We start from the raw sequence: 16,425 nt of genomic DNA, 5'->3' as shown, positions 1-16,425 counted from the left end.
TCAGCGTCTGCTACCAGGGGAAAGCCTGCTTCTTTCTCACGCCACACCCATGACCCACTTGGGACCCATGAATCACTCTGCACGATTATCTTGCCTGCCACCGACCACATGACTGCTTCAGTCTGAATGCGCGAAGAAGCCCTTGCGTGAGCAGCTCTCCTGCCAAGCGCTGGCATTGTCGCACCGTGCGCGCTCAAGCTCGACCCCAGAGGACAAGTTTCAGACCAATTTACTTATCTAGTTCTTTTTTAGGGCTCTCAACTGCGCCCTCAATATCACTTGCGTGGGTCATGCCTGTTGCCAAGTACGCCGGCAACTGTTGGTGCGCCTCATGTGCGGCACGCGTCACCGCGAAGGAAAAACCATCACCAGTCGCCCCGCCATGACTCTTCACTACCACGCTGGCGAGCCCCAAAAGACTGGCTCCGTTATAACGCACCGGGTCCATCTCTCGTGTGAGCCGCGTCAATGCCGGACGTGCAAGCCAGGCCATCAATCGCGCCCGCCAGCTGGCTGCCAATGTGTCGCCAAGCTGAGCGGCCAACATCTGCGCCAGCCCTTCGCTGCTCTTGAGCACTATGTTACCGACGAAGCCATCACACACCACGACATCAAGCGTGCCCGAGAACAGCTCTCCCCCTTCGACAAAGCCAAGGTAGTCGAAATCTTCCCCCGCACCAGCCAATAGTGCATCAGCCTCACGCACTTGCGTCGTGCCCTTACCCGACTCGACACCCACATTGAGCAGGCCGACACGCGGCCGCTCGACACCCTCGAGCAGGCGGCAACGAAGAGCCCCCATGCGTGCAAACGCGAGCAGATGGCGAGGCGCCACCTCCACGTTTGCGCCAAGATCCAGCAGATGACAAGGACGCGCGCCCCGTGTGGGCACTGCCGCACAGATCGCCGGACGCTCAACCCCCACCACTCTCCCCACTTCTCGCATGGCCAGCGCCATCAGCGCACCAGTATTACCACCACTGACACAGGCATCGGCATGACCACTGGCGACCAGACGCAAGGCTTCCGACATGCTACTGGGCTCACGGCCTCGTAATATGCGGGAGGGCCGTGCATCAGACGCGACAATGCCGTCGACGGCCAGGGTCTGAAGGCGATCACGAACATGAGAGAGTGAAGCAGGAAGGGAATCTAGCTCAGCATCCAAGAGATGCCCGGGACCAACAAGGGTAGCGCATAGCCGCGTATCGCGCAGCAGTGCACTGGCCGTGCCCCTTAACGTAGCGCGGGGACCGAAGTCCCCGCCCATCGTATCGATGGCTATACGCACGGCGTTACACCGCGCGCTGCATCAATGCTTTATGCATCAATGACTTTGCGGCCACGGTAGAAACCGTCGGCAGAAACGTGGTGACGCAGGTGGATAGTACCGGTTTCCTTGTCCTGGGACAGGGTCGGTGCTGTCAGAGCGTCGTGGCTACGACGCATGCCACGCTTGGAACGGGTTTTGCGGTTCTGCTGAACTGCCATGGGGATTACTCCAATCTTGTCGACAAAATGAGTTCAGTGCTTGTCCTTCAGAGTGCGAAGCACACTGAATGGATTCACAGCGGGTGCGTCCGAGGCCTCGGGTTCCACACCGCTGGCCAGCTGGTCGCGCGAGACGGCACAATCTGCCTCCTCGTGGTAGACCACCTGCGGCAGGACCAGGAGCACTTCATCCTCGATCACTGACAGGAGGTCCAGCTGTTCGTTTTCCACCACTACCGGCTCGTACTCACCGGGCAGCTGTGCCGCCAGTGCATCGCTGGTGACGAGACCTAGTCGAAAGTCGCTGGAAAGCGGCTCCGGCTCAGTCGGCCTCAGACAACGCTGACACAGCAGACTTGCCTCGAAAGAGATGGATCCTTCGATGAAGCTGCGTCGCTGACTATCAATGTCGAAGGTGAGCGATATACGAACGTCGCTTTCCTGCACACCAATAGCTTCTACGACACGGGGCATGTCCGCCAGCGGGATAACACCTTCAAGGCATTTACCCGATGACGCCAGCCGGTAGGGCTCGACCTTGGTCGGCAGTCTTGTGGTCAACATAGGCGCGCCATAATAGGGATTCCCCCTCCCGGTGTCAAAATGCATGAGCAACTTGTTCATTCCACACATGCTTTCTTTCAATGACAACCAGGGGTGTCATGACAGGAAACATGTACAGCGCGCGATTGTACGCCCCTGCCACTTCAATGCCGAGAGGATTTACGGCATCCTGCAACCCTCGTCATTTCAATGACTTGCCATACAAATGCCCTGAAACGCCTCTCGCGACCAGCAGGGCCGCCACTCTGGACACTTGCAATGACTCGCCTGGTACTGGCTTCCAGCTCACGCTGGCGGCGCGCACTACTGGATCGCCTCGGTCTGCCCTACGACTGCAGCACACCCAACATTGACGAGACACCACGCATCGGCGAAAACGCCGAAACACTGGTGCATCGCTTATCGCTGGGCAAGGCCAACGCCGTAGCCGAGAACTACGCGCAACATCTGATCATCGGCAGTGACCAGGTCGCCGTCTTCGAGGGTGAGATCCTCGGCAAACCTGCAGACCTGCAAGCGGCACGCGACCAGCTGGCACGCTTTTCAGGTCGACGCGTACGCTTCGTGACCGGCCTGGCACTGATCGATACTTCCAGGCCGCGCCATTGGGTCTGCCACGAGAGCTTCGACGTCGTCTTTCGCATCTTGAGCAGCGAAGAGATCGCCCGTTACGTGGAACGCGAGCAACCGCTCGACTCTGCGGGTAGCTTTCGCATGGAAGGACTGGGCATCACACTGTTCGAGCGCCTTGAAGGTCGTGACCCCAACACCTTGATCGGCCTGCCACTGATTCGCCTGTGCGAACTGCTGCGCGAGGCAGGCCTTGATCCACTTCTCGATCACCAGGGCACACGATGACTCGCCCAGTCAGTGACAAATGCAGCCAGTGACTATGGCAGGCGATAGCTGACCGGCGACACCGTCGCCTCCAGGCCAACAGCACTGGCCATTACCCCAGCGAAACGGCGCGTAAAGCGCTCAAACGCATCCTGGCGCGGCGTGTAGTCATGGATACCGCCCTCGGGTGCCAACTCTGCCGTCAATTGCTCAAGCGTTGCAGTACGATCGATCAAGCCCAGATCAAGCGCTTGCTCACCGGTCCAGATCAGGCCGGAGAACAGCTTCGGGTCATCCTTGAGTCTATCTCCCCGACCTGCCTTGACCGCCGAGATGAACTGCTGATGCGTTGTCGCCAGCACACCCTGCCAGAAGGCACGTTGATCCGGCGAGATATCGGAGAACGGATCCAGGAACGCCTTGTTCTCGCCGGCGGTAAATACTCGACGCTCGATACCCAGCTCTTCCATCGGTCCCTTGAGCCCGAAGCTTGAGGAAATGACGCCAATGGAGCCCACCAGGCTTGATGGTGCCGCGATGATTTCTCCAGCGCCCGCTGCCATGTAATACGCACCGCTCGCACCCAGGTCTTCAATCACGGCAATGACGGGCTTGTCGCCCTTCTCACGCATGCGCATCAACTCATCGTACACGCGCTGAGACTGAACCGGGCTTCCGCCTGGCGAATTGATATCAAGCACGACAGCTACCGAGGCCGGCGAATCCCAAGCGGCACGCAAGCCCTTGATGATCCGCTCGGCATTGGCCTCGCCATCCGCTTCAATCACACCCTTCACGCGCACGATACCCAGATGCTTTTCACCGGGCAGCGCTGCCGGCTGGCTACCCAGCATGAAGATCGATACCGAGGTCGCGATCGAGGCGATGAACAGCAACGCGAACAGGAAGCGGAAGAATAGCTTCCAGCGCCGCGACCGGCGCTGCTCAGTAACGACGCCCTGTATCCAGCGGTCCATCATCTCGAGCTGCGCGGTACGTTCGCGGGCCTGCCAATCCACATTTTCAGCCGAGGCTGCACCATGTGGTTGCTGGTGGCCTGCCAACTCCCCAGCCTGCCCCCTTGACTGAGCTTGCTCCCCCGGGCCTTCACGCCACGGATCATGCGGTTGATCACTCATTGCGTCTTGCTCCTGTCCCTTGTTCTGTTATTCATCTCAGGAGTCTGCATACCCTGCCAGATCAACCGTTATGCCACTGCGTTACTGCTGCGGGACGTATAGCCAATCCATCAGCTCATCGAAGTGTGAGACCACGCGTTGTGGTGAACAGGCTTCGAGGCGCGGCACGCTGTGCACGCCATAGTCAACGCCAACGCTATGCATGCCCAGCGCACGCGCCATCTCCAGATCATATTCGGTATCGCCAACCATCAGGGCGTGGTGAGCCTCAACGTTCAACTCTGCCAATAATTCTTCAAGCATCAGGGGGTGCGGCTTGGAGCGTGTCACGTCTGCGGTACGCGATGCATGGAACCAATCGCCACAGGCGTGATGCTCAAACATGCGATCCAGCCCGCGACGACTCTTGCCTGTTGCAACGGCCAACAGCTGATCAGGATGGGCTCGCAAGCGTGCAAGCCCTGCCTCGACGCCCGGAAAGAAATTCAGCGGCGTCGTATCGACCGCCACGAAATGGCGCTTGTAAGCCGCGACCAATGCCTCGCCCTGCGACTCGGTGATCCCCGGGAACAACCGCTCCATTGCCTCAGGCAATCCAAGACCGATGATGTCGCGCGCCGCCGCTGCAGACAGTTCCCCTATCTCCAGCTCACGCGACGCTGCCTGAAGACAGCCGACAATGCGCGCCTCGGAATCCATCAGCGTGCCGTCCCAGTCAAAAATGACGAGACGGTAACGCGGCACCGCAAGTGCCATCATGTGATCAGTCATGACGAGCTCCCGTCTTGCGGGCATTCGCCAGCACGCCCTTCATGCGTGCATCCAACGGAGCGCGTACTGTGACAGTGCGCCCGTCACTCGGGTCAGGGAAGCTGAGCTGAGCGGCATGCAGGAACAGGCGCTCCAGGCCAACCTTTCTTGCCAACGTGTTACCACGCTCAGTGCCGTACTTGGTATCTCCCAGCAGCGGGTGCCCTGCATGTACCGAGTGCACGCGAATCTGGTGCGTACGCCCAGTGACGGGTTCGGCTTCGACCAGCGTCATGCTGGAAAAGGCCTCACGCACCGCATAGCGCGTACTGGCCGTCTTGCCGGCTTCATCAACACGGACACGACGTTCACCATTGCCACCGTCATAACGCTCCAGCGGCGCATTGACGTAATCACGCCGCGCATCCCAACGCCCTTCGACCAGCGCCAGATACAGCTTGGTCATCTTGTGGGCCTTGAGATCAGCATTCAGCTGCACAAGTGCAGTCCGCGACTTGGCGAGCAGGATGCAACCGGAGGTATCACGGTCCAGACGATGCACCAGCTCCAGGAATGGTAACTCCGAGCGAACCTGACGCATGGCCTCGATCAGACCAATCTTGACACCACTGCCCCCATGAACGGCGAGCCCAGACGGCTTGTTGATAACCATGAAGTCAGTTGTCTCGCGGACAATGCAGCCTTCCAGCACCTTGCGAAGATTGTCACTGACTTCTTGCACAGCCGTTTCCGGTGACAACCGCAGCGGCGGCACGCGCACCAGATCTCCCGCCTGCAGACGATAATCCACCTTGATGCGTTTCTTGTTAACACGCACTTCACCCTTGCGCACGATGCGATAAATAAGTGCCTTGGGGGCGCCTTTCAGGCGAGTACGCAAGAAGTTATCGATGCGCTGCCCGGCCATTTCCGGGGCGATCTCGATCCACTGGACTGCTTGGCCTTCGGCCATGTCTCGCTCCTTTCTGGCATCGCCTTCGCGCTGCCTGCTCATCATGTTGCCGTACGCCGTGACGCACTCAGGCCGCTCATTCTACGGTGTCATGAGACCAATGGGGAATCATCACGCCAATGACGACATGTCATGCCTTGCCTGCAAGCCTCATTCAGTGGGCGCTGGAGGCGAAGCGTTTGATCTGGCAACTGAATTGCTGGCCCATACCTTTGCTGGTATATTCAAACCCAGTGGGATGGGCCTTCTCTATATGCCCGATCATTAGCTTCGCAACCCAGCCAGAGTGGCTGGGAAAACGGCTTGTCATACACCCCATTCAAAGGTGTCGCGAGCCAGCGAAGAAGGCCAGATGGCCCGCACGAAATAACGCGCACCGACATTCAACATCGAGACTCAGCACCGTGCACGATGTCTGCGCACCCTGTTGTCATCTACTCCTGTCGGTAGCGTGCTGTCCTGCGCATCGAACCTGCCGGTTGCAGGAATCGAATGCTGCCTCAAGGACAGTCGTTCGGCGCCAGTGGTTTGTCAGCGTCATCACGAAAAACATTGATATCGCTCTTGCTCAGACGAGGGGACGATATCAGCGGGCGCGGAAAGCCTGATCTCCGCGCGCCGCAGCGTCGTCGGCCCCCAGTGTCACTCCACGAGAGAGCATTGAGCGCCCGGCGCACAAGTCACACCGCAAGACGCTCAGTCGTTCATGAGCCTCAAGATACAAGACCGCTCGGGCATGATGCCTGGGCACTCATTCGATATCCGTGCCGAAGGCCGGCGTCGATGAATCGGCGAATGCCAGGTGTAAGGAAGAGACCGCAGGGCCGGAGGAGCAGCATTCCCCGCAACACGTCCTGCCTCTTCCAAGTACTCAACATGATCATGCCGCATGTGGCCTACCTCCGGGTTTTCCTGCATGCGAAAGACGCATTCCACGACATGCGCTGAGCACAACACGAAGCTGAAAACGGTTCCTCGTCGCCGACGCATAATGCGGCTGCCCTTCGGCACGCCCAGTCTAGCGAGACGACATGAAACGGATGCTCATCAACGCGACCCAGCCGGAAGAGCTGCGCGTCGCACTGGTCGACGGACAACGCCTTTACGATCTCGACATCGAGTCCGGGGCCCGCGAGCAAAAGAAAGCCAACATCTATCGCGGCAAGATAACGCGCATCGAGCCCAGCCTCGAAGCGTGCTTTGTCGATTTCGGCGCTGAACGCCACGGCTTCTTGCCGCTGAAAGAGATTTCCCGCGAGTACTTCTCAAAGGATCCAGGCCAAGGCCGCCCCAACATCCGCGAAGTCCTCAAGGAAGGCCAGGAAGTCATTGTCCAGGTCGACAAGGAAGAACGTGGTAACAAGGGTGCAGCGTTAACAACCTTTATCAGTCTGGCCGGGCGTTACCTGGTTTTGATGCCCAACAACCCGCGGGCCGGTGGTATCTCACGCCGCATCGAGGGTGAAGAACGCGCGCAACTGAAAGAAGCGATGAACAGCCTCACTCTGCCAGACCGCATGGGTGTCATCGTGCGTACTGCAGGTATCGGTAAAGGCGCTGAAGAGCTGCAGTGGGATCTGGACTACCTCGCTCAGGTCTGGGATGCCGTGACCAAGGCGGCGGAAAGCCGCCCTGCTCCCTTCCTGATCTACCGTGAATCCAACGTCATCATCCGCGCCATGCGCGATTATCTACGCAACGATATCGGTGAAGTACTGATCGATTCCTCCGAAGTCCAGGATGAAGCCCTGTCCTTCGTGCGTCAGGTAATGCCGAGCTATCAGCAGAAGATAAAGCTCTATGAAGATGACGTGCCGCTGTTCTCGCGCTTCCAGATCGAATCCCAGATCGAGACCGCCTATCAGCGTGAAGTAAAGCTACCGTCTGGTGGCGCTATCGTCATCGATCACACCGAAGCCCTCGTCTCCATCGACATCAACTCCGCACGTGCAACGCGCGGCAGTGATATCGAGGAGACTGCGCTACAGACCAACCTGGAAGCCGCCGACGAAATCGCGCGCCAGCTGCGTCTGCGTGACATCGGTGGTCTGGTCGTGATCGATTTCATCGACATGACGCCGGCTCGCAACCAGCGCGAAGTCGAGAATCGTGTCCGTGACGCACTGAAGATTGACCGTGCACGCGTTCAGATTGGGCGTATTTCTCGCTTCGGTCTGATGGAAATGTCACGCCAGCGCCTGCGTCCGTCACTCGGCGAGACCAGCGGTGTGGTCTGCCCGCGCTGTGACGGCCAGGGCACCATTCGTGACGTGCGCTCCATGGCACTCTCCATCATGCGCCTTATCGAAGAAGAGGCCATGAAGGAGCGCAGCTCGCAGATCCGCGCCATCTTGCCGGTACCTGTCGCGACCTACCTGCTCAACGAAAAACGCGCCACCTTGTTCGACATCGAGCGTCGCCAGGGCGTGAATGTTGTGCTGCTACCGAACCCGGAACTCGATACGCCTCATTACGAAGTGGTTCGCCTGCGCGATGATCACGTCGATGAAGATGGTGCTGACAAGTCCAGCTTCGAACTCTCCGTCGAGACAGAGGTGGGCAAGGAACCAGATCCGAATTTCGACAAGCCACCGGCACGCACCGAAGCTGCTGTCAAAAGTGTTTCTCACACTACCCCTGCGCCAGTTGCCGCACCGGAAGTTGAAGTGGAAGTAGCCCCGACGCCTGCTCCGGTCGCCACTCCTGCTGCGCCGCAAGAAGCGGCCTCAACGACTGACAACGAGACGCGCAACGGTAACGGAAAGAACAGCAACAACCGTCGCCGCAACACGAATGGCAATGGACGCAATCGTCAGGATACGCGCCCGGAAGGACGTCAAGAGAGCCGCTCGGACACACGCAATGACAGCCGTCAAAGCTCGCGCGGCGACAACCGCCAGGATAGCCGCACCTCTACCAGCAAGCCGGAAGTCGTCGCTCAGACCGCGACTCCAGTAGCCAGCGGTGGCGGTCTGCTGTCACGCCTGGCCAAAGGCTTTAGCCGCCTGCTGGGTAATGATGCAGCCGCTCCGGCAGCACCGACTAAATCCAGTGAAGCCCGCAAGGCACTGGAAAAAGCACGCGAGCGTCGTGAAAGTGTCAGCGACACAGCCACTTCCTCTTCGCGCAACGAAAATCGTGGCAATCGCAGCAACGACTCACGCAACAGCAATTCACGTAGCGACGGTCGTAACGACGGTCGTAACGACGGTCGTAACGACAACCGCAAGGACAGTCGTCGCCGCACGGGAGAGAACGAGACTCGCGGCAACGAAGCCCGTAGCAACGACACGGCCCTCAACACCGAGACAGCACGTAACAATGATGCTGACAGCCGTAACGATAGTCAGAGCGAAGGGCGCAATGGCGGTAACAAGCGCCGTCAGCGCAATGATCGTGGCAATCGTCGCAAGACAAACGACTCTCGTCAGGACAGCCAGCAGGAAGTCTTCACCAACGAGAGCAAGCCCCAGGCCGAGCCGTCTCAGAAGCCTGAGCCGGTAGCAACGGCACAGACTGAGACTGTCTCCCAAGCAACGGCGGCTCCCAAGGCTGACGCCAGCGCAAAGACTGATAGCAGCGCCAAGCCCGAAGCTGCCAACAAGCGTGATTCAGGTAAGCGCAGCGATAGACCTGCCCGCGGTGAGAAGCCGAGCAAGGCTGACAAGGCAGAACAGGTCGACAGCAGGCAGGCACGAGAGTCCATCAAGGCTGCAGAGCAAGCGGAGCAGGTCGAACAGGCTATCTCCGAGACTCAGCAAGAGACGCGTAACAATCCGCGCGAGCGGAGCCGTAGCCATGCGCTTAACCCGCAGGCAATCGAAGAACAGCAGACGCTCAAGGCAATGACACTCGCAGGCCCACAGGCAGCAGTGGCCGTGACAGCAACTGCCAACGATGCCGTAGCCAGCACTACGACAACTGGCGTTGTTCCGGCGATTGCCGAGGAAGGCGCTGAGGGTGTTGCAGCGACTACTGACGCCCAAACTGCGACTCTGACTCGGGAAGCCACGACCCCTGAAGCTCCGGCTATCGAGACTCAGACTGTCGAGACTTTGACGACCGAAGCACCCACGACCGAAGCTCCGACAACCGAAGCGCCGGTGGCTGAAGTTGCCACGGCAACGACAGACACTACCGCTGTCGAGCAACATGTTGTCGAGACGCCGGCTACCGAAGTGGACATTGCTGACAGCAAGAGTCAAGTAATCGAAAGTGCCGAGCTGACAGTTGCAGATGAGCCGAGCGAATCCGTCGCAGAGACTGAAGTCAGTGCATCGGACATCGAGGCACGGCAAAATAGTGTCGAGCCGCAAGCATCGGCAACCGAAGCACCGATTGCCGAAACAGTCATGGCAGAAGCTGCAGCGGTCGCAGAGCAGGCAAGTGAGACGCCTGCCCATCAGCCTCATCAAGTCGAGCAGCACGCCAAACAGCGTGATGAGCAACATGCTGTGCAGCAGGGCAGTGTTCACCAGGCGCAGGCCAATGATACCTCTGCAGAGCAACCGGTCGCTGCCGAGACTTCCGCCGCGATCGCAACGGAAGTTGCGCCAAGGGAAGAGGCGGCCTCTGACGCTGGCACTTCTGAAGAAATCGCTGCTGAAGAGACATCTTCTACTCCCGCTCAGCCGGAAGTCGTGGAAGCTGTCACACTCGACGATGTTCAGCCTACTGATGCAGCGGCCACCTCCGTTGCCGTCGAACCGACGACCGAACAATCGATGCAAGAGCAGCCGGTGCCTGAGCAACATGTGCCTGAGCAAGCAGCAGCTGCCCAGGATGGTGTCGATGAGCACGTCACCAGCGACGAGGCTAGCATGGTCAGCGAGCCTGCAGAGGAAGTGACTGAAGCATCAGCCTCTGAACAGCGTCGTCGGCGTGGGGCACGCGCCTACAACGATCCGCGCGAGGTTAGACGTCGTGAACGTGAGGAGGCTGAACAAGCTGGTGTCAGCACTCAGGACACGGTCGCCCAGGATGACAACAGCAATACGTCAAGCTGAGTGGTCAGGCTGCCCTCACCATGAGGTTTATGGTGTAGGCAGCCTGCTTGAGCGTCAGTGATGCAAACAAAAATGCCCCGCAGATACTTCTGCGGGGCATTTTTTTGGCTCATTCCTGAGCGTAAACACGGCATATCAGCCTGGCATGGCGCCCAGTAGACGAGGCTCCTGCTCAAGCATCACCCCGAAGCGGGCATTTATCATCTCCTGCACTTCCTCTGCCAGTGCCAGGAGCTCAACCACCTGGCCGCCGCCAAAATGCACTAATACTAGTGCTTGCTGAGTGTGAACGCCGACATGACCACGACGCACTCCCTTCAAACCACATTGATCGATCAACCAACCTGCTGCCAGCTTGACGCTACCGTCAGTCTGCACAAAGTGTGGCATGGCAGGATAACGCTGCAATAGCGCCTCTGCCTGCTCGGCCGGAATCCGAGGATTCTTGAAAAAACTCCCCGCATTGCCTAGCACCGCAGGGTCCGGCAGCTTTTCACTGCGCGTCGCGATCACAGCGTTAGCGACTGCCAGTGGTGTCGGCGATTCACCCTCGCCCGTCACATCACTCACACGTCGCTTGAGATCTCCATAGCCCAGTCGCGGCGTCGCTTCACGCGTGACACTCAACTCAAGCCGTGTAATCAAGACGCGATGCTCTAGCGCACCCTTGAAGATACTGGCGCGATAACCAAACTCACACTCATCACGATACATCCAGCGACAGCTTCCGTCTTCCAGTGACATCACTTCCAGGCGAAGAAGATGATCTGCCAACTCGACACCGTAGGCGCCGATGTTCTGGATGGGGGCAGCACCACAACACCCTGGAATCAGAGCCAGGTTCTCAAGCCCCCACCACCCCTGCGCCGCCAGTGTCATCACCAGATCATGCCAACGTCGACCTGCCTCAACGCAGACGGTAGCCGTCTGGCCATCCTCTGAAGGCGTCACCGTCAACGCATCAAAGGCAGGCCGCATGACGCGAGCATCCAGCCACGGGAGCAACACCAGGTTGCTACCGCCACCAATCACGATAAGGTGCTCATTCGCAGCACGTGCTGCCAGCACTTCCCGATGCGCCGCCTCAATACTGACTGGCTCGCTGAGCGCACGCGCATGCGCAGGGAAGCCCAGAGTATTGAACGCTGCCAGCGAGACACGTGAAGTGCCTGCGTCTGTCACGTCATTCACACTGCTCACGCCAGGCCTCGCGACTGCTTCGCTAGCTGTGATTCCAGCACGACCATCAGCTCGGAACACGCGATATCGATAAGATCCAGTACGCGCTCAAAAGCCTCAGCTCCACCGGCATAGGGGTCAGGCACTTCCCGACTCCCTTCCGCCAGCGCGGGCAACGGTGACGGCAAGAAATCCAGCAGACGACAGATCATGGCAGAGGCATCAGAAGGTGCCAGTGCAGAGACATTGGTCAGATTGGCATTATCCATCACAAGGATCAGGTCAAAATCCGTGAAGTCACTTATCAGCAACTGACGCGCCCGTAGCCCACTGATATCGTGACCACGCTTGGCAGCATGCGCAATGGCACGCCGGTCAGGTGGCTCGCCGACATGCCAGTCACTGGTGCCGCAGCTGTCAAGCTCGACACGTTGGCCCAGCCAGTGTTGAGACAACGCAGCATGCAGCACGCCCTCTGCGCTCGGCGAGCGGCAGATATTACCCAGGCACACCATCAGAATGCGCTGAACAGGTGTCTCACGCGCGACGAGTTGCTCTCTAGCCACTGGTGCTTGAGAGGGAGCAGTCCCCATCACGCGCCTCCTGCATGGCTGGCTAGCCACTCGCGCACGCGCTCCAGATCTTCTTGCGTATCAACACCTGCAGGATGCGCAGTACACGCAATCGCTACCTGAATGGCATGACCATGATGCAGTGCACGTAACTGCTCTAGCTGCTCAATCTGTTCGAGAGGTGCGGGTAGCCAGTCGACGTACTCTGCCAGGAAACCAGCACGGTAGGCATAGAGGCCGATATGACGTAGCCATGAGTCCGTCGCGAGCATTGTCGGCGGCGTCATGAATTGCTCACGGTCCCAGGGAATCGGCGCACGTGAGAAATACAGCGCGCGACCCCGCAGGTCACGCACTACCTTGACCACATTCGGATTGAACAAGCTGTCGACGCTGGCGATGGACTCGGCCAGTGTCGCAATGGATGCTCCGGCATCCTCTTCGAGACGCACGGCGACCTGATCAATCAGTGCTGCCGGCAACAATGGTTCGTCACCCTGTACATTGACCACTAGCGTCTCGGGAGCAAGTTCAAGCAGGCGAACCACTTCCGCCAGACGATCAGTACCGCTGGGATGCCCGGCCTGCGTCATCACCACTTCCGCCCCGAAAGCCTCGCATGCCTGCCGAATTCGCTCATCATCTGTGGCGATCACAACACGATACGCCTGACTGGCACAGGCATTGCGCCAGACATGTTGAATCATCGGCTGGCCGTGAATGTCCGCCAGCGGCTTGCCCGGCAAGCGCGAAGAATTGAAGCGTGCGGGAATCACCACAACGAAACCGTCTGCGCTGCCGCTGATCGACGCTGCTGACGACAGTATCTCGTCCTGCGGGAGATCACTCATCAGCCGCGGCTCCCCTTGAGTTTCTCGTCAACATCCATCTCACGCGCTTCTTCTTCCAGCATGACGGGAATGTCATCACGCACCGGGTAAGCGAGGCCGTCATAGAAGCACTTCAGCTCGGCATTCGCCGCGTCATAGGTCAGCTTGGCCTGACATAGTGGGCAGACCAGCAGCGCCAGCAATTCCTTGTCCATCGAGACGTCTCCGGAGTAATAGCGGGGATGATAAGAAGCAGAAAAATCGAAACATAAGCGACAACCAGACCACCCGACACCTCGCCGAGCGGCATTTCATCATGGTATCAGAGCGCTTCAAGACGCTTGGTGAGCCATTCAACCAATGCCTGATCAGGACGCGCTTCAACATCGAGCGCCCAGCAGCGTTCATTGGCAAAACGCCGACACTTCACCGCGTCCTTGGCCGTCATTACCACCGGCAAGTTATCGGAAAAACGCAGATCAGTCGGCGCAAAACGATGATGGTCCGCCAGCGGATGGGGAATATGCTCTACGCCCAGCGTGGTCAAGGTACGGAAGAACCGTTGAGGGTTGCCGATGCCCGCCAGAGCATGTACTGCGCCACTAAAAGGCTGATGACTGGCTGGATAACGTACATCGTCGATCAGGTGGCGCCAGTGCACCGGCGTCAGCGTCATGCAGTGCGACTCTATCGGTAGCAATGTGCAATCGATGTTGCCGTTGGAAATCACTGCATCGACACTTGCCAAGCGCGACAGTGGCTCACGCAACGGGCCAGCCGGCAGACAACGCTGATTGCCGAAACCGCGCTCACCATCCACCACAACCAGTTCGATATCTCGCCCTAGTGCATGGTGCTGGAGCCCATCATCGGAGAGCAGAATGTCACAGCCAGCGGCAATCAGACGACGCGCTGCACTGGGACGGTCAGGATCAACTGCGACCGGCAGACCGGTCTGCTGAGCCAACATCACCGGCTCGTCACCCGCATGTTGCGGGTCAGTATCTGCTTGCACGAATAGCGGATAGCGCGGCGCATGACCGCCGTAGCCGCGCGAGATGATGCCCGGGCGCCAGCCCTGCTCACTCAGCCAGCGGCCTAACCAGGCCACCAACGGAGACTTGCCGGTACCGCCCACCGTGATGTTGCCAATCACGATCACCGGTACCGGTGCCTTCCATATCTCGCGCTTGCCGCTGAGGAATGCCTGACGCCGGCGCGCGACGACGTCCTTGTAGACATATTCCAGCGGGCGGAGCAGATGTAACCACGTGGCGCCGCGATACCAGGCGTCTACCAGACGTTCACTCATGCGTCGACTGGCTCCCGGAACTGGATCCGATGCAGGGCAGCATAAGCGCCCTCCTGCTGAATCAGCTCCTCATGGGTGCCATCTTCGATGATCTCGCCATCATCCATCACGAGGATACGATCAGCCTTCTCGATGGTGGACAGACGGTGAGCGATCACGAAGGTAGTTCGGCCCTGACACACTTCTTCCAGCGCACGCTGAATGTAACGCTCGGACTCGGTATCCAGCGCCGAGGTCGCTTCATCCAACACCAGAATCGGCGAATCCTTGTAGATGGCACGCGCAATCGCGATACGCTGTCGTTGACCACCGGAAAGCATCACGCCGTTGTCGCCAACGATAGTGTCGTAACCCTCGCTCATGCGCTCGATGAACTCATGTGCGTAAGCCGCACGCGCCGCCTGCTCAACCCGTTCGACATCCACCTCGCCCGAACCGTAGGCGATGTTGGCAGTGATATTGGTATTGAACAGCGTGACATTTTGCGAGACCAACGCAATCTGCTGACGCATCGGGCGCAGCTGATAGTCCTCAATCGCTACATCATCAATCAGAATGCGCCCTTCGGTTGGCGCGTAAAAGCGTGGCAACAGACTCATCAGCGTCGACTTGCCGGAGCCGGAGCGCCCGACAATCGCCACCATCTGGCCTGGTTCCACTTCCAAATCAATCCCTTTGAGCACATCCGGTTGATGCGCAGCGTAGCGGAAATACACATTATCGAAGCGTACGCGACCGGTCAGTCGTCCGTCAGGCAGCAACTTGCCATTATCTGGTTCAGCGGGTGTGTCGAGCAGGCTGAACAGCTCTTCAGATGCCGCCATGCCTTTCTGGATCTCACCATTCACTTCGGTAAGCTGGCGCACCGGCTTCGCCATCATCGAGGCGGCCGTGATGAAGCCGACAAACTCACCTGCCGTCATGCCTGCCATCAGCTCCGGCGCCATGGCCAGCCATACCAACGTGGCCAGTGCGATAGCAATCAGCAGCTGGATCACAGGTGTGGCTGTCGCCTTGGTCAGGGCTTCTTTCATTTTCTGCTCGCGATTGTACTCACTGACCGCGGCAAAACGCGCTTTCTCAAAATCCTCAGCACCATGCGTGCGCACGACACGATGACCAGACAAGGCTTCAGAGGCGACATGGGTCACTTCACCCATGGACCCCTGAATACGTTTGGACAGCGTGCGGAAGCGCTTGCTGGCGTAGCTGACTACCCAGCCAATCAGCGGCGTGACCGCGATGAAGACCAGCGTCAACTTCCAGTTGGTCCACAGCAGATAGCTGAGCAATCCCAGCACGAAGAAGCCTTCGCGCATGATGATGGTCAGCGCCTTGGTGGCAGCGCCGGTGATCTGCTCGACGTGGTAGGTCACGCGGGTGATCAAATGGCCGATGGAGTTCTCGTCAAAGTAACGTCCCGGCAGATGCAGCATGTGATTGAACACGGTAGTGCGCAGGTTATGCACCACGTTACGCGCCACATCGCTCATGCAATAGGTGCCCAGGAAGGTGCCGACCCCGCGCACCGCGAACATGCCGATCACGAACAGCGGTAGAAACAGCCTGAACTGGGCATCGGGATTCTGAATGCCGTCGATCAGACGCTTCATCATCTCGGCAAGTGCTGTACTAGAGGCACCGTAGATGACATAGCCCACAATCGCAGCCAGAAACATCTTCCAGTACGGGCGAACATAGCCGAGCAAGCGGCGGTAATGAATCCAGGAGGAGTCGCGACTCACGGGGTCTCCATTGACTTTGGCGGTGCC

Annotated in this window: 14 protein-coding genes; 2 read left to right on the top strand and 12 right to left on the bottom strand. The window is 58.8% G+C overall.

Going from position 1 to position 16,425, the window contains the following annotated elements; all coding sequences use genetic code 11:
* Window positions 1-229: 229 nt before the first annotated feature.
* The 3 genes from plsX to GQR90_RS04385 are packed head-to-tail and all read right to left on the bottom strand — an operon-like array spanning window position 230 to window position 2,055.
* Window positions 230-1,291, bottom strand: coding sequence for a phosphate acyltransferase PlsX (plsX, locus tag GQR90_RS04395; protein WP_158773050.1), 1,062 nt, complete (start codon window positions 1,289-1,291; stop codon window positions 230-232).
* A 29-nt stretch (window positions 1,292-1,320) separates the two neighbouring features.
* Window positions 1,321-1,491 carry a 50S ribosomal protein L32 gene (gene rpmF, locus GQR90_RS04390; RefSeq protein WP_158773049.1) on the bottom strand — a complete coding sequence of 57 codons (171 nt, stop codon included), beginning with the start codon at window positions 1,489-1,491 and terminating at the stop codon, window positions 1,321-1,323.
* Window positions 1,492-1,524: 33 nt separating this feature from the next.
* Complete coding sequence (locus GQR90_RS04385) at window positions 1,525-2,055, bottom strand: YceD family protein (protein ID WP_024950606.1); 531 nt, start codon at window positions 2,053-2,055, stop codon at window positions 1,525-1,527.
* 258 nt (window positions 2,056-2,313) lie between these two features.
* Between GQR90_RS04385 and GQR90_RS04380 the strand changes: the two genes are divergently transcribed.
* Entirely contained in the window at window positions 2,314-2,913 is a 600-nt protein-coding gene (locus tag GQR90_RS04380) for a Maf family protein (RefSeq protein ID WP_158773048.1), read from the top strand.
* A gap of 32 nt (window positions 2,914-2,945) precedes the next feature.
* Here GQR90_RS04380 and GQR90_RS04375 read toward each other — a convergent pair whose 3' ends face one another.
* The 3 genes from GQR90_RS04375 to GQR90_RS04365 form a co-directional block, all read right to left on the bottom strand.
* The gene (locus tag GQR90_RS04375) at window positions 2,946-4,031 is read right to left on the bottom strand and encodes a S49 family peptidase (protein WP_158773047.1); all 1,086 of its coding nucleotides are present in this window, start codon (window positions 4,029-4,031) and stop codon (window positions 2,946-2,948) included.
* A gap of 81 nt (window positions 4,032-4,112) precedes the next feature.
* Complete coding sequence (locus GQR90_RS04370) at window positions 4,113-4,802, bottom strand: HAD-IA family hydrolase (protein WP_233266428.1); 690 nt, start codon at window positions 4,800-4,802, stop codon at window positions 4,113-4,115.
* The gene (locus GQR90_RS04365) at window positions 4,795-5,754 is read right to left on the bottom strand and encodes an RluA family pseudouridine synthase (RefSeq protein WP_158773046.1); all 960 of its coding nucleotides are present in this window, start codon (window positions 5,752-5,754) and stop codon (window positions 4,795-4,797) included. Before GQR90_RS04365 ends, GQR90_RS04370 begins: the two co-directional genes overlap by 8 nt.
* Window positions 5,755-6,785: 1,031 nt before the next feature.
* Between GQR90_RS04365 and rne the strand changes: the two genes are divergently transcribed.
* On the top strand, window positions 6,786-10,760 hold the full coding sequence (gene rne, locus GQR90_RS04360) for a ribonuclease E (protein ID WP_158773045.1): 3,975 nt from the start codon (window positions 6,786-6,788) through the stop codon (window positions 10,758-10,760).
* Window positions 10,761-10,895: 135 nt separating this feature from the next.
* Here rne and murB read toward each other — a convergent pair whose 3' ends face one another.
* The 6 genes from murB to msbA form a co-directional block, all read right to left on the bottom strand.
* Window positions 10,896-11,960: a UDP-N-acetylmuramate dehydrogenase gene (murB, locus tag GQR90_RS04355; RefSeq protein ID WP_233266427.1), complete on the bottom strand. Its 1,065-nt coding sequence runs from the start codon at window positions 11,958-11,960 to the stop codon at window positions 10,896-10,898.
* Window positions 11,957-12,532, bottom strand: a complete 576-nt coding sequence (locus GQR90_RS04350; RefSeq protein WP_158773044.1) for a low molecular weight protein-tyrosine-phosphatase — start codon at window positions 12,530-12,532, stop codon at window positions 11,957-11,959. Before GQR90_RS04350 ends, murB begins: the two co-directional genes overlap by 4 nt.
* The gene (kdsB, locus tag GQR90_RS04345) at window positions 12,532-13,362 is read right to left on the bottom strand and encodes a 3-deoxy-manno-octulosonate cytidylyltransferase (protein WP_158773043.1); all 831 of its coding nucleotides are present in this window, start codon (window positions 13,360-13,362) and stop codon (window positions 12,532-12,534) included. The genes GQR90_RS04350 and kdsB overlap by 1 nt, the downstream gene beginning before the upstream one ends.
* Window positions 13,362-13,556, bottom strand: a complete 195-nt coding sequence (locus GQR90_RS04340; RefSeq protein ID WP_158773042.1) for a Trm112 family protein — start codon at window positions 13,554-13,556, stop codon at window positions 13,362-13,364. Before GQR90_RS04340 ends, kdsB begins: the two co-directional genes overlap by 1 nt.
* 107 nt (window positions 13,557-13,663) lie before the next feature.
* Window positions 13,664-14,653 (bottom strand): tetraacyldisaccharide 4'-kinase, encoded by a 990-nt coding sequence (lpxK, locus tag GQR90_RS04335; protein WP_158773041.1) that lies wholly within the window; start codon window positions 14,651-14,653, stop codon window positions 13,664-13,666.
* Window positions 14,650-16,398 (bottom strand): lipid A export permease/ATP-binding protein MsbA, encoded by a 1,749-nt coding sequence (gene msbA / locus GQR90_RS04330; RefSeq protein WP_442778537.1) that lies wholly within the window; start codon window positions 16,396-16,398, stop codon window positions 14,650-14,652. The genes lpxK and msbA overlap by 4 nt, the downstream gene beginning before the upstream one ends.
* Window positions 16,399-16,425 lie beyond the last annotated feature (27 nt).

The sequence above is a fragment of the Cobetia sp. L2A1 genome, assembly GCF_009796845.1.
Taxonomy (GTDB): domain Bacteria; phylum Pseudomonadota; class Gammaproteobacteria; order Pseudomonadales; family Halomonadaceae; genus Cobetia.
Note: the sequence above shows the minus strand (reverse complement) of the source record. Positions and strands in the feature narration are given on the sequence as shown.

Bases quoted from the DNA above. Each gene is read 5' to 3' on its own strand.
- rpmF (WP_158773049.1), bottom strand. From the start codon at position 1,491: ATGGCAGTTCAGCAGAACCGCAAAACCCGTTCCAAGCGTGGCATGCGT.
- GQR90_RS04385 (WP_024950606.1), bottom strand. From the start codon at position 2,055: ATGTTGACCACAAGACTGCCGACCAAGGTCGAGCCCTACCGGCTGGCG.
- GQR90_RS04380 (WP_158773048.1), top strand. From the start codon at position 2,314: ATGACTCGCCTGGTACTGGCTTCCAGCTCACGCTGGCGGCGCGCACTA.
- GQR90_RS04375 (WP_158773047.1), bottom strand. From the start codon at position 4,031: ATGAGTGATCAACCGCATGATCCGTGGCGTGAAGGCCCGGGGGAGCAA.
- GQR90_RS04370 (WP_233266428.1), bottom strand. From the start codon at position 4,802: ATGACTGATCACATGATGGCACTTGCGGTGCCGCGTTACCGTCTCGTC.
- GQR90_RS04365 (WP_158773046.1), bottom strand. From the start codon at position 5,754: ATGGCCGAAGGCCAAGCAGTCCAGTGGATCGAGATCGCCCCGGAAATG.
- rne (WP_158773045.1), top strand. From the start codon at position 6,786: ATGAAACGGATGCTCATCAACGCGACCCAGCCGGAAGAGCTGCGCGTC.
- GQR90_RS04350 (WP_158773044.1), bottom strand. From the start codon at position 12,532: ATGGGGACTGCTCCCTCTCAAGCACCAGTGGCTAGAGAGCAACTCGTC.
- kdsB (WP_158773043.1), bottom strand. From the start codon at position 13,362: ATGAGTGATCTCCCGCAGGACGAGATACTGTCGTCAGCAGCGTCGATC.
- GQR90_RS04340 (WP_158773042.1), bottom strand. From the start codon at position 13,556: ATGGACAAGGAATTGCTGGCGCTGCTGGTCTGCCCACTATGTCAGGCC.
- lpxK (WP_158773041.1), bottom strand. From the start codon at position 14,653: ATGAGTGAACGTCTGGTAGACGCCTGGTATCGCGGCGCCACGTGGTTA.